We start from the raw sequence: 12,281 nt of genomic DNA on the forward strand, positions 1-12,281 counted from the left end.
CCAAGGTCCGGCCATGAAAAAAGCGCTCCTTGCAGAGCGCTTTTTGCAGTGTGCCGTTCGGCTGGATCAGACGTCGATATTGCCCGCCCGCAGCGCATTCGTCTCGATGAAGTCCCGGCGCGGCTCCACCTCGTCGCCCATGAGCATGGTGAACACGCGGTCGGCCTCGATGGCGTCGCCGATCTGCACCTGCAGCAGGCTGCGCACGGTGGGGTCCATGGTGGTCTCCCACAGCTGCTCGGGGTTCATTTCGCCCAGGCCCTTGTAGCGCTGGCGGGCCGTGGTGCGTTCGGCCTCGTGCAGCAGCCATTGCATGGCCTGGCGAAAGTCGGTGGCCTTGTCGCTCTTGGCCTTCTCGCCTTCGCCGCGCGTGACCTTGGCGCCTTCGCCCAGCAGGCCGTTGAAGTTCTGGGCTTCGTCGGCCAGCGCGGCGTAGTCGTGGCTGCGCACGAACTCCTGGGTGAGGATGGAGCTCTTGATGTTGCCGTGGTGGTGGCGGCTGATGCGCAGCACGGGCTTTTCGGAGACCGGGTCGATTTCGGCCGTGACCTCGGCGGGCACGCCCGTGGTGGTCAACTCGCGCAGCTTGGCCTCCAGGATGGGGGCGCAGGCCTGTGCCGCCTCGATGCTGTCCAGCGTGATCTGCACGCCGTCGGCGATGGCGCGCAGGGCCTCGGCATCCATGAAGTTGGACAGGCGGTCGATGACGGTCTCGGCAGCCAGGTGCATGTTGGCCAGCTTGGCCAGTTCCTCGCCGTCCAGCGTGCGCGGGTTGGCGCCGCCGGTGCTGACGCTGGCGTTCATCAGCGCGATGCGCAGCAGGTACTGGTTGAGCGCGGGGCCGTCCTTGATGTACAGCTCTTCCTTGCCGTTCTTGACCTTGTACAGCGGCGGCTGGGCGATGTAGATGTGGCCGCGCTCGACCAGGTCCGGCATCTGGCGGTAGAAGAAGGTCAGCAGCAGGGTGCGGATGTGGGCGCCGTCCACGTCCGCGTCGGTCATGATGATGATGCGGTGGTAGCGCAGCTTGTTGGGGTCGAAGTCGTCGCTGCCGCTCTTGCCCGATTCGGCCGTGGCCTTGCCGATGCCGGTGCCCAGGGCCGTGATCAGGGTGACGATTTCGTTGCTGGACAGCAGCTTCTCGTAGCGGGCCTTTTCCACGTTCAGGATCTTGCCGCGCAGCGGCAGGATGGCCTGGAACTTGCGGTCGCGACCTTGCTTGGCGGAGCCGCCGGCGGAGTCACCCTCGACGATGTAGATCTCGCACAGCGCCGGGTCCTTTTCCTGGCAGTCGGCCAGCTTGCCGGGCAGGCCCATGCCGTCGAGCACGCCCTTGCGGCGCGTCATCTCGCGGGCCTTGCGCGCGGCCTCGCGGGCACGCGCGGCATCGACGATCTTGCTGCACAGGATCTTGGCGTCGTTGGGCTTTTCCTCCAGGTAGTCGGTCAGCGCCTTGGCGACGATGTCCTCCACGGGCGCGCGCACTTCGCTGGAGACCAGCTTGTCCTTGGTCTGGCTGCTGAACTTGGGCTCGGGCACCTTCACGGACAGCACGCAGCACAGGCCTTCGCGCATGTCGTCGCCGCTGACCTCGACCTTGGCCTTCTTGGCCAGCTCGTTCTGCTCGATGTACTTGCCGATCACGCGCGTCATGGCGGCGCGCAGGCCCGTCAGGTGGGTGCCGCCGTCGCGCTGCGGGATGTTGTTGGTGAAGCACAGCACCTGCTCGGCGTAGCTGTCGTTCCACTGCATGGCGACTTCGACGCCGATCTCGGTGCCGGGGATGCCGCCGTAGCTTTCCGCAGGACGCGTGCCGTTGGCGTGGAAGGCGGTGGGGTGCAGCACCTTCTTGTTGGCGTTGATGAACTGCACGAAGCCCATGACGCCGCCGGCGCCGGAGAAGTCGTCCTCGCGGCCGTCGCGCTCGTCCTTGAGGCGGATGCGCACGCCGTTGTTCAGGAAGGACAGTTCGCGCAGGCGCTTGGCCAGGATCTCGTAGCGGAACTCATGGTTCTGCGTGAAGATTTCCGTGTCGGGCAGGAAGTGGACCTTGGTGCCGCGCTTGTCGCTCTTGCCGACCACGCGCATGGGCGAGACTTCGACGCCGTCCACGATCTCGATGGGGCGGTTCTGCACCTGGCCGCGCGAGAAGTCGATCTCGTAGACTTCGCCGTCGCGGCGCACGCTGAGCTTGAGCCAGATGGACAGTGCGTTCACGCAGGACACGCCCACGCCGTGCAGGCCGCCCGAGACCTTGTAGCTGTTCTGGTTGAACTTGCCGCCCGCGTGCAGTTCGGTGAGGGCGATTTCGGCCGCCGAGCGCTTGGGCTCGTGCTTGTCGTCCATCTTCACGCGCGTGGGGATGCCACGGCCGTTGTCGATGACGGACAGGGAGCCATCGGCATGGATGGTGACCAGGATGTCGTCGCAGTAGCCGGCCAGGGCTTCGTCGATGGAGTTGTCCACCACTTCGAAGACCAGGTGGTGCAGGCCCGTGCCATCGGAGGTGTCGCCGATGTACATGCCGGGGCGCTTGCGCACGGCCTCCAGGCCTTCGAGGATCTGGATCGCGCCTTCGCCATAGCCGCTGGAGTCTGAGCCTTCGGGGGCAATGGTCTGGTTTTCTGGCTTGTTCTCGTCGGTCATGGAAGGCCCTGGGGTAGTTCCGTCGGAAGCTGTCGCTTCGCTTGAAAATGTTCGATTCGGCCGCTGGCGCGGTGCGTAGGGACGCGCGCTGCGGGCTACGAGTCGGATAGGGTGGTTGCGCGCCTTGCACCGGCTTGTGCCACCGGGCGGCGGGTGCAGGGGCTGCGCAATGTGTCAGGCATCGGGTAGGTGTGGCGCGCGCTCAGATGCGCATCGGCATCACGACGTACTTGAAGCTGTCGTTCTCGGGGATGGTCAGCAGCGCCGAGCTGTTGCCGTCCTGCAGGTCGATCCTGATCATGTCCTGGCTCATGTTGGACAGGGCGTCGATCAGGTAGGTGACGTTGAAGCCGATCTCGATGGTGTCGCCACCGTAGTCGATGTCCAGCTCGTCCATGGCCTCTTCCTGCTCGGCGTTGTTGGAGGCCACGCGCAAGGTGCCGGGCTCCACCGTCAGGCGCACGCCCTTGAACTTGTCGCTGGTCATGATGGCCGTGCGCTGCAGACTGGCCAGCAGCGGGGCGCGGCCCAGGGTCACGCTGTTGGTGTGGTTGCGCGGGATGACGCGGTTGTAGTCGGGGAACTTGCCCTCGACCAGCTTGGTCACGAACTCCATGCCGCCGAAGGTGAACTTGGCCTGGTTGTTGGCGAACTGCATCTCGATGTGGGGCTGGTTCTCGCCGCCGGCATCCGACAGCAGGCGCTGCAGCTCCAGCACGGTCTTGCGCGGCAGGATCACTTCCTGCTTGGGCACTTCCACGTCCAGCTGGCTGCTTGCAAAGGCCAGGCGGTGGCCGTCGGTGGCCACCAGGGACAGCTGCTTGCCCTCGGCCACGAACAGGATGCCGTTGAGGTAGTAGCGGATGTCCTGCACGGCCATGGCGAAGGAGACCTGGCCCAGCAGGTCCTTGAGCACCTTCTGCGGCACGCTGAAGGAAGGGCCGAAGGCCGCAGCCTCCTGCACCAGCGGGAAGTCCTCGGCCGGCAGGGTCTGCAGCGTGAAGCGGCTCTTGCCGCCCTTGAGCACCATCTTGGCCTGCTGGGTCTCCAGGCTCACGGTCTGGTCGCCGGGCATGGTCTTGAGGATGTCGATCAGCTTGCGCGCGCCCACGGTGGTGGTGAAGTCGCCGGTGTCGCCGCCGAGTTCGGCGGTGGTGCGGATCTGGATTTCCAGGTCGCTGGTGGTCAGCTGCAATGCGTTGCCGGTCTTCTTGATCAGCACGTTGGCCAGGATGGGCAGCGTGTGGCGGCGTTCGACGATGCCGGACACCGATTGCAGGACCGCGAGAACTTTGTCTTGTGTGGCTTTCAGGACGATCATGTCAACCTCTGATTTAAGGATGCGGGTCTCGGTGGGAGCGGCGGCTCACACATGAGCCCCCTCTTGCCGCTCGAATCCCCCATTTTGCCGCGTACGCAGGGCCTGAACGGGGGAGTTTTCATCAACCTTTGAGAGTTTGCTCCAGCACGTGCAGCTGCTGGTTCAGCTCGGTCAGTTGCTGGCGTTCGCCGGCGATCTTGCGCACCGCGTGCAGCACGGTGGTGTGGTCGCGTCCGCCGAACAGCTCGCCGATCTCGGGCAGGCTCTTCTGGGTCAATTCCTTGGCCAGGTACATGGCAATCTGGCGCGGTCGGGCAATGCTGGCCGGGCGCTTCTTGCTGTACATGTCGGCCACCTTGATCTTGTAGTAGTCGGCCACCGTCTTCTGGATGTTTTCCACGCTGATCTGGCGGTTCTGGATGGACAGCAGATCACGCAGGGCCTCGCGGGCCAGCTGGATGGAGACTTCCTTCTGGTTGAAGCGCGAATAGGCCAGGATCTTGCGCAGCGCGCCTTCGAGCTCGCGCACGTTGGAGCGCACGTTCTTGGCCACGAAGAAGGCGACTTCCTCGGGCATCTCGGCGTTCTCGGCGCGGGCCTTGTTGATCAGGATGGCCACGCGCATCTCCAGCTCGGGCGGCTCGATGGCCACCGTCAGCCCGGAGTCGAAGCGCGAGACCAGCCGCTCGTGGATGTTGGCCAGACCCTTGGGATAGGTGTCCGAGGTCATCACGATGTGGCTCTTCTTGGCCAGCAGGGCCTCGAAGGCGTTGAAGAACTCCTCCTGCGTGCGGTCCTTGTTGGCGAAGAACTGCACATCGTCGATCAGCAGCAGATCCAGCGAGTGGTAGCGCTCCTTGAATTCGTCAAAAGTGCGGCGCTGGTAGGCCTTGACCACATCCGAGACGAACTGCTCGGCGTGGATGTAGAGAACTTTCGCGTCGGGCTTGTCGGCCAGCAGCTTGTTGCCCACGGCATGCACCAGGTGGGTCTTGCCCAGGCCCACGCCGCCGTAGATGAACAGCGGGTTGTACAGGTGGCCGGGCGAGCCCGCCACATGCATGGCGGCCGAGCGTGCCATGCGGTTGGCCGTGCCTTCCACCAGGGTTTCAAAGGTCAGCGCGGCGTTCAGGCGCGTACGGAAGACCGGCGCTGCCGCGTCTTCGCCAGTGACCGTGGGCACCGAGGTGACAATGGTTTCCGGTGGGGCCGAGCGCTCGCTGGAAGATGGGCGAACATAAGTACGCACAACGCTTTCCCGTTGAGCGAGCGCTAACTCAAGTGTCACCGGCTGGCCATAGAGCGACTCCAGCATGGCCGAGATGCGGCCTGCATATTGGGCGCGGATCCAGTCGAGCTTGAAGCGGTTGGCCACGTAGACGGTGACTTTGGAGAAGTCTTCGGCGACGTGCGCGGTCAGGGGCTTGATCCAGGTGTTGAACTGCTGCTCAGGCATTTCCTGCCCCAGTTGCTCAACGCAGACTTGCCACAGGCCCTGGCCTGCATCGTTCGTAGGTTCCTCTGTCATTGTCGAAGTCTAGTTGTGGATAGGAGGAACTGTTGCGAGGCTGCCATTGTAGCTTTTGCGGAAGTTATCCACAAAATATCAGGAGCTTGTCCTCTGCCCTGTCGCAAAATGGGCAGGCATCCTTCGGGTTCGAAGGGCATTGCATCAAGTGGGCAACGCTGTGATAATCGCGGGTTTCCCTGAATGTGTTCAGGGTGATATGTCCCGCCCGTCTGCATCGGGTCTGCATGCTGCTGCTGGTTGCCTTGGGCGAAACCTGCCCGGTTCGCGCTCCTGGCCGCACATGGCAAGTGCATCGTGCAGATTTTTGGCAGGTGGCCTGGCGGTTTGCCTTTGTGGCGGCTGCTGGCTGCACTGCGTGTAGCGTGCCGGATACGGGACCGGTGCAAAACTGAACCTTCTCTAGGAACCAACATGAAACGTACTTACCAACCCTCCAAGACCCGTCGCGCCCGCACCCACGGCTTTCTGGTCCGCATGAAGACCAAGGGCGGCCGCGCCGTGATCAACGCTCGCCGCGCCAAGGGCCGCAAGCGTCTGGCCGTCTAAGGCCAGCCATTGCTGGGCGGTTTGCTCGCTGCACTGAACCCCTGAAAGGGGTGCTGGAATGCAACGGCTGAAAACACGTCCGCAGTTTCAGGCCGCCATGGCTGCTGGTACGGTTTCGCGTACCGCGCACTTCGCCCTGCACCGTCTCGTTCTGACGGAGCAGGTCGCTGCCATGCCGCCACCGACAGGGCCCGGATCGCAAGATCCGCAGGCCCTGTTCGGCATTGGCGCGGTGCGCCGGGATGCCTGGCTGGGTGCCATGGTGCCCAAGCGCTGGGCGCGCCGATCGGTGACACGCCACACCATCAAGCGGCAGATCTACGCCGTGGGCGGCGAGCACGAGGCCTTGATGCTCCATGGCGCGCATGTGGTGCGATTGCGCTCGGGCTTTGACCGGCGCCAGTTCGTGAGCGCCACGTCCGATGTGCTCAAGCAGGCGGTTCGTGCCGAGCTGCAGCAGCTGTTCGCCCATGCCGCGAAACGCCTGTCGCAGCCGGCACCCGGGCTGCCTCAGCCAGCGCAGGAGCCGGCCGCTGCCGCTGGCGAGCCTGCCGGAGCCACGCCATGATGCAGCGGCTGCTGATGGCGCTGGTGCGTGGCTATCGGCTGATGCTCAGTCCCTGGCTGGGCTCGGCCTGCCGCTTCACGCCGACCTGCTCTGCCTATTCCCTTGAAGCGCTGGAGCAACACGGCGCTGCGGTAGGCTCCTACCTGACACTGCGCCGACTGGCGCGCTGTCATCCGTGGTGTGACGGGGGGCATGACCCTGTGCCAGAGCACAAGCCCAGGCTGTTCACCAGCCTGACGGCTGCGCCCGAAAACACCCAACCTTCCTCACCTAAGAAGTCTTCATGAACGATATTCGCCGCACCATCCTGTGGGTGATATTTGGCTTTTCGCTGGTCTTGCTATGGGACAAATGGCAAGTGCACAACGGCAAGAAGGCCACTTTCTTCCCCGCGCCGGCCGTGGCCACGGCCCCGGCACCTGAAACGGGCAAGGCGCCCGGCGACGCCAGCGTGCCCTCGGCAGCGACTGCGGCAACGGCCGGTGCCGGCGAAGTGCCTGGCGGCGCTGCCGCGCCCGAGGCTGCTCCGCGCCAGAACGTGACCATCAGCACCGACGTGCTGCGCCTGACCTTCGACAGCCAGGGCGGCACGCTGCGCCATGCCGAGCTGCTCAAGTACGCCGATTCCGCCCACAAGGACAAGCCGGTCGTGCTGTTCGACGAGAGCGTGCACCGTGTGTATCTGGGCCAGTCGGGCCTGATCGGCGGCGGTTTCCCCACGCACAAGACGACCATGACCGCGCTGCCCGGTGCACGCGAGCTCAAGGACGGCGAGGACCAGATGGAGCTTCGCTTCGAGTCGCCCGACATGGGCGGCGTGAAGCTGGTCAAGATCTGGACGCTCAAGCGCGGTGCCTACGACATCGGCGTGCGCCATGAAGTGGTGAACACCGGCACGACTGCCGTGAACCCGCAGCTGTACCTGCAGCTGGTGCGCGACGGCAACAAGCCCGAAGGCGAAGAGTCCACCATGTACTCCACCTTCACGGGCCCGGCCGTCTACACCGACGAGAAGAAGTACCAGAAGGTCGAGTTCAAGGACATCGAAAACGGCAAGGCCAGCGTCGAGAAGTCGTCCTCGGGCGGCTACGTGGCCATGGTCCAGCATTACTTCGCCAGCGCCTGGCTGCTGGCCGAAGGCGTGCAGCGCGAGAACTTCCTGCGCAAGGTGGACAGCAACCTCTACGCCGTCGGCATGATCACGCCCGTGGGCACCATCGAGCCCGGCCAGAGCAAGAGCGTGGAAGCGCGCCTGTTTGCCGGACCCCAGATCGAAAAGCGCCTGGAGGCTCTGGCCCCCGGCCTGGAGCTGGTCAAGGACTATGGCTGGCTGACCATCCTGGCCAAGCCGCTGTACTGGCTGCTGGACAAGCTGCACGGTTTCCTGGGCAACTGGGGCTGGTCCATCGTGGCCCTGGTGCTGCTGCTGAAGATCGCCTTCTACTGGCTCAATGCCAAGGCCTACTCCTCGATGGCCAAGATGAAGGCCATCAACCCGCGCATCATGGAAATGCGCGAGCGCCTCAAGGACAAGCCCCAGCAGATGCAGCAGGAGATGATGCGCATCTACCGCGAGGAAAAGGTCAACCCCATGGGCGGCTGCCTGCCCATCATCATCCAGATCCCGGTGTTCATCGCGCTGTACTGGGTGCTGCTGTCCAGCGTGGAAATCCGCAACGCCCCCTGGATCGGCTGGATCACCGACCTGTCGGCCAAGGACCCGCTGTTCATCCTGCCCGTGCTGATGACCCTGTCGTCGCTGCTGCAGACCGCGCTGAACCCCGCTCCGCCGGATCCGATGCAGGCCAAGATGATGTGGATCATGCCCCTGGTCTTCAGCGTGATGTTCTTCTTCTTCCCGGCCGGCCTGGTGCTGTACTGGCTGACGAACAACATCCTGTCCATTGCCCAGCAGTGGATCATCAACACCCGCATGGGCGTGCCGCCGCAGTTCAATCTGCCCAACTTCGGCAAGGCCAAGCCTGCCAAGTAAGCCTGCGAAGGCCCTGGCTCCAAAGCCCGCTTCGGCGGGCTTTTTTCCATTTCACCATGACTCCAGCACCGAACTTCGCTGGACTACGCCGAAGCCCGATACAGCAGGTTTATCAATAACTTAGGCGAGTTCAACATATGCCGGTGCTTTCCGAAACCTGACCCGGCTTCCCCTCTGCTGGCCCCTACATGGCTCTTGGGAATCGGGTCTTTCCGAGGAGTCATCGTGGCAAAACTCAAGCTCACCAAGTCCGCAGTCGATGCTGCGCAACCCCAGGCGCAGGCCGTCGAACTCCGGGACACGCTGGTGCCCGGCTTCCTGTGCAAGGTTACACCAGCGGGCCGCAAGGTCTTCATGCTCCAGTACCGCACGAACGCCGGCGAGCGGCGCAAGCCCGCTCTGGGCCTGTACGGGGAACTGACCGTCGAGCAGGCCCGCTCGCTGGCCCAGGAATGGCTGGCCGAGGTGCGCCGGGGCGGCGACCCCAGCGCGGCCAAGGCCGCTGCCCGCGCAGCCCCCACGGTCAAGGAGCTGTGCACCAAGTTCATGGAGGACTACTCCAAGCAGCGCAACAAGCCCAGCACCCAGCGGGGGTATCAGGCCGTCATAGACCGCTGCATCGTTCCGATGCTGGGCCGCATGAAGGTGCAGGATGTGAAGCGGCCGGACGTGGCCACGGCGATGAAGAAGATGGCCCACAAGCCGGCCGAGGCGAACCGCGCTTTCAGCGTGATGCGCAAGATGTTCAACCTGGCCGAGGTGTGGGGCCACCGGCCGGACGGCACCAACCCCTGCCGCCACGTCCCGATGTACCCCAACGGCAAGGCCACCCACCTCATCAGCGACGAGGACATGGGCAAGCTGTTTCGGCGACTGGAGCACATCGAGGCCGAGGGCCTGGAGAACTACGTCATCCCGCTGGCGATCCGCCTGCAGTTCGAGTTCGCCGGTCGCCGCTCCGAAGTCGTCACGCTCGAATGGGCTTGGGTGGATCTGGAAAACCGGCGTGTGGTCTGGCCCGACAGCAAGACCGGCGGCATGTCCAAGCCCATGAGCGAGGAAGCCTACCGGCTGCTCTCGACGGCCCCACGGCAGGAGGGCAGCCCTTACGTGCTGCCTTCTCCGCGCCACCCCGGCAAGCATCTGACCACGGGCGAGTACTACGGCGGCTGGAGCCGCGCCCTCAAGGCGGCGGGCGCGGCCCATGTGGGCACGCACGGCATCCGCCATCGCTCGGCCACGGACATTGCCAACTCGGGCATCCCTGTCAAGGTCGGCATGGCGCTGACGGCGCACAAGACCGTGGCGATGTTCATGCGCTACGTCCACACCGAGGACGACCCGGTGCGCAAGGCCGCCGAGTTGGTGGCGAACCGGCGCAAGACGATCACCGAGGCGCAGCGGCCTGCGGAGGTGGTCGCATGACCAGGAAGACGCCTGCGGCGGTGGGAGCCGCACCCGCCGCCGTACCTGCCGGCTACGCGGGCATCCACGGCGGCATCGTGGAACTGCTCGATGCCGCGCGCCAGGCAGCAGCGCGCAGCGTCAATGCGCTGATGACGGCCAGCTACTGGGAGATTGGCCGCCGCATCGTGGAGGCCGAACAACAGGGCAAGCGGCGCGCGGGGTACGGCGAACAGTTGATGGCCCGGTTGTCCGCTGACCTGACCGCGCGGTTCGGGCGGGGCTTTGGCGTCAACAACCTGGAGAACATGCGGCGGTTCTTCCTCGCATACCCTGTTTCCGAGATTTCCCAGACACTGTCTGGGAAATTGGGAAACGAGCCGCCCGGCCAGAAATCCCAGACGGTGCCTGGGAAATTGAGCCTCGCCGAGCTGGCGCAGGTGTTCACGCTGCCGTGGTCAGCTTATGTCCGGCTGCTGGTGGTCAAGCACGACCATGCCCGCCGGTTCTACGAAATCGAGGCGCTGCGTGGCGGCTGGAGCGTGCGCCAGCTTGACCGGCAGATCGGCAGCCAGTTCTATGAGCGCACGGCGCTGTCGAAAAACAAAGCGGCGATGCTGGCCAAGGGCGCGGTGCCGAAGCCCGAGGATGCCGTCGCTCCGGGCGATGCCATCAAAGACCCGTATGTGCTGGAGTTCCTCGACCTCAAGGACGAGTATTCGGAGTCCGATCTGGAAGCCGCCTTGATCCGGCGGCTGGAAGATTTTCTTCTGGAGCTGGGTGAAGGGTTCACCTTCATCGGGCGGCAGCGGCGCTTGCGCATCGACCAGACCTGGTATCGGGTGGACTTGCTGCTGTTCCATCGCAAGTTGCGCTGCCTGGTCATCATCGACTTGAAGCTAGGGAGCCTGACCCATGCGGACGTGGGCCAGATGCACATGTATTGCAACTATGCCAAGGAACATTGGGCCTACCCCGAGGAAAACCCGCCCGTGGGCTTGATTCTGTGCGCAGACAAGGGCCATGCGCTGGCGCGGTATGCGCTGGAAGGCTTGCCTTCGAAGGTGATGGCGGCGAACTACCGTACCGTGCTGCCGGATGCCGAACTGTTGCAGAAAGAGCTGGAAACCGCGCGGCACCTGTTGGAGCTGCGTACGTCGAAGTAGTCCCGGAAACTCCAGCAATAGCTGGGCGTCCTGGCGTGCCGCCGTCGGGTTCACGGGCTGCACCCCGCGCCTCTTATCGCTCTACGCTTCCGAGGCCGCGTCTGGCCCCGTCTTGTGGACGGCAAGTTCGTAGCCAACTTGAACCGGAACGACCTCTCCTTTGACTACCTCACGCCCGGTTAGATCCAGCACCCGAACCTTGGATGGCCCATACCGTGCCGGGTCTGGTGAACCCGGTGTCGGAAAGGGAAGAATTGAAACTGGCTGACCGTTCAGGGCGAGGTCGTGTTTTTCCGACGGTAACTGCACTTGGAATACCTCGTTCCCGTAGGCCAGTACCAAGAACATGTAGGGATAGTTCGCGACGTGAGCTTTTCGCCGCAGGACAAATGCGGCGATCAAATCGTTCGGCATTGGCCCTGGCTGAAATGTACGAATGATCGGGCACTGATCCGCAAATCGACGACTGTGGTCGGTTGACCTCACCCAACTCATCAAGTGTGGGAAGTTTCCGACTTCTTCGTCGGGGAGCAATGTCAGGCCAATCTTCATGAACGCCTTGAGCACTGCGACCGGCGTATAGGAATCGCGCTTGAGCTGAAAGGTGATCCGCTGGTTCGCTTCGTCTATCTGGTAAAGCGGGTCATCCTCATACGAGGTGATATTGAAGCCCGCAGCGCCGTACTCGATTCGCCAGCCTTTCCCGTCGCCGCCTTTCTTCAAGGTCGGCACGCCACTTTTTCCACGAATGCGTGCGAAGGTACGTGTTGGCTTCGACCAGTTGCCTAGATCGTTCTCGATGCCGCGTCCAAACCCTTCATTGCAGTCGTCGCACTCATACACGCTCTCTATGCTCTTGTTGCCGAGTGCTTCCGGTATCGCATGAGCGACCTTGCGGAAGGTCACCTCGGGCGGCTTCCTACCGCAAAACCTGCAAGTGCGATTCTGCCTGTCGCCGAGGACAACCTTATCTCCTGGGCGCAGGAACCATTGCCGCAGCATGTCGTAGTGCGTTTCGTAGAACTTGATATTGGCTTCGAGAGAGGTCATGAAGCTTTCGTTTTGAGATGATGGTTGAGCGCCTATGCGCGCGATACACGGCATGC

Annotated in this window: 10 protein-coding genes; 6 read left to right on the forward strand and 4 right to left on the reverse strand. The window is 63.7% G+C overall.

Features of this window, described 5'->3' with window-relative positions; genetic code table 11:
• Window positions 1-66: 66 nt before the first annotated feature.
• The 3 genes from gyrB to dnaA all read right to left on the reverse strand — a co-directional run bounded on the left by gyrB (window position 67) and on the right by dnaA (window position 5,495).
• Entirely contained in the window at window positions 67-2,646 is a 2,580-nt protein-coding gene (gene gyrB, locus DTS01S_RS26250) for a DNA topoisomerase (ATP-hydrolyzing) subunit B (RefSeq protein ID WP_016447261.1), read from the reverse strand.
• A gap of 202 nt (window positions 2,647-2,848) precedes the next feature.
• A complete protein-coding gene (dnaN, locus tag DTS01S_RS26255) occupies window positions 2,849-3,967 on the reverse strand; it encodes a DNA polymerase III subunit beta (protein WP_012201942.1) in 1,119 nt (372 codons plus the stop codon).
• Window positions 3,968-4,088: 121 nt separating this feature from the next.
• Window positions 4,089-5,495: a chromosomal replication initiator protein DnaA gene (dnaA, locus tag DTS01S_RS26260; protein ID WP_016447259.1), complete on the reverse strand. Its 1,407-nt coding sequence runs from the start codon at window positions 5,493-5,495 to the stop codon at window positions 4,089-4,091.
• 414 nt (window positions 5,496-5,909) lie between these two features.
• On the opposite strand from dnaA, the gene rpmH reads away from it, so the two are divergent.
• The 6 genes from rpmH to DTS01S_RS26285 all read left to right on the forward strand — a co-directional run bounded on the left by rpmH (window position 5,910) and on the right by DTS01S_RS26285 (window position 11,175).
• Entirely contained in the window at window positions 5,910-6,044 is a 135-nt protein-coding gene (gene rpmH, locus DTS01S_RS26265) for a 50S ribosomal protein L34 (protein WP_012207856.1), read from the forward strand.
• A gap of 58 nt (window positions 6,045-6,102) precedes the next feature.
• Window positions 6,103-6,612, forward strand: coding sequence for a ribonuclease P protein component (locus DTS01S_RS26270; protein ID WP_061289657.1), 510 nt, complete (start codon window positions 6,103-6,105; stop codon window positions 6,610-6,612).
• On the forward strand, window positions 6,609-6,899 hold the full coding sequence (gene yidD / locus DTS01S_RS30055) for a membrane protein insertion efficiency factor YidD (protein ID WP_016447257.1): 291 nt from the start codon (window positions 6,609-6,611) through the stop codon (window positions 6,897-6,899). The genes DTS01S_RS26270 and yidD overlap by 4 nt, the downstream gene beginning before the upstream one ends.
• A complete protein-coding gene (yidC, locus tag DTS01S_RS26275) occupies window positions 6,896-8,605 on the forward strand; it encodes a membrane protein insertase YidC (RefSeq protein WP_061289661.1) in 1,710 nt (569 codons plus the stop codon). Before yidD ends, yidC begins: the two co-directional genes overlap by 4 nt.
• A 225-nt stretch (window positions 8,606-8,830) precedes the next feature.
• Window positions 8,831-10,030 (forward strand): tyrosine-type recombinase/integrase, encoded by a 1,200-nt coding sequence (locus DTS01S_RS26280; protein WP_061289664.1) that lies wholly within the window; start codon window positions 8,831-8,833, stop codon window positions 10,028-10,030.
• On the forward strand, window positions 10,027-11,175 hold the full coding sequence (locus DTS01S_RS26285) for a PDDEXK nuclease domain-containing protein (RefSeq protein ID WP_061289668.1): 1,149 nt from the start codon (window positions 10,027-10,029) through the stop codon (window positions 11,173-11,175). The genes DTS01S_RS26280 and DTS01S_RS26285 overlap by 4 nt, the downstream gene beginning before the upstream one ends.
• A gap of 81 nt (window positions 11,176-11,256) precedes the next feature.
• Here DTS01S_RS26285 and DTS01S_RS26290 read toward each other — a convergent pair whose 3' ends face one another.
• The gene (locus DTS01S_RS26290) at window positions 11,257-12,225 is read right to left on the reverse strand and encodes an HNH endonuclease (protein ID WP_061289670.1); all 969 of its coding nucleotides are present in this window, start codon (window positions 12,223-12,225) and stop codon (window positions 11,257-11,259) included.
• Window positions 12,226-12,281: the final 56 nt, after the last annotated feature.

The sequence above is a fragment of the Delftia tsuruhatensis NBRC 16741 genome (assembly GCF_001571325.1).
GTDB lineage: Bacteria > Pseudomonadota > Gammaproteobacteria > Burkholderiales > Burkholderiaceae_C > Comamonas > Comamonas tsuruhatensis.

Excerpts from the sequence above, each read along its gene's own strand:
- gyrB (WP_016447261.1), bottom strand. The coding sequence starts at position 2,646 with ATGACCGACGAGAACAAGCCAGAAAACCAGACCATTGCCCCCGAAGGC.
- dnaN (WP_012201942.1), bottom strand. The coding sequence starts at position 3,967 with ATGATCGTCCTGAAAGCCACACAAGACAAAGTTCTCGCGGTCCTGCAA.
- dnaA (WP_016447259.1), bottom strand. The coding sequence starts at position 5,495 with ATGACAGAGGAACCTACGAACGATGCAGGCCAGGGCCTGTGGCAAGTC.
- rpmH (WP_012207856.1), top strand. The coding sequence starts at position 5,910 with ATGAAACGTACTTACCAACCCTCCAAGACCCGTCGCGCCCGCACCCAC.
- DTS01S_RS26270 (WP_061289657.1), top strand. The coding sequence starts at position 6,103 with ATGCAACGGCTGAAAACACGTCCGCAGTTTCAGGCCGCCATGGCTGCT.
- yidD (WP_016447257.1), top strand. The coding sequence starts at position 6,609 with ATGATGCAGCGGCTGCTGATGGCGCTGGTGCGTGGCTATCGGCTGATG.
- yidC (WP_061289661.1), top strand. The coding sequence starts at position 6,896 with ATGAACGATATTCGCCGCACCATCCTGTGGGTGATATTTGGCTTTTCG.
- DTS01S_RS26285 (WP_061289668.1), top strand. The coding sequence starts at position 10,027 with ATGACCAGGAAGACGCCTGCGGCGGTGGGAGCCGCACCCGCCGCCGTA.
- DTS01S_RS26290 (WP_061289670.1), bottom strand. The coding sequence starts at position 12,225 with ATGACCTCTCTCGAAGCCAATATCAAGTTCTACGAAACGCACTACGAC.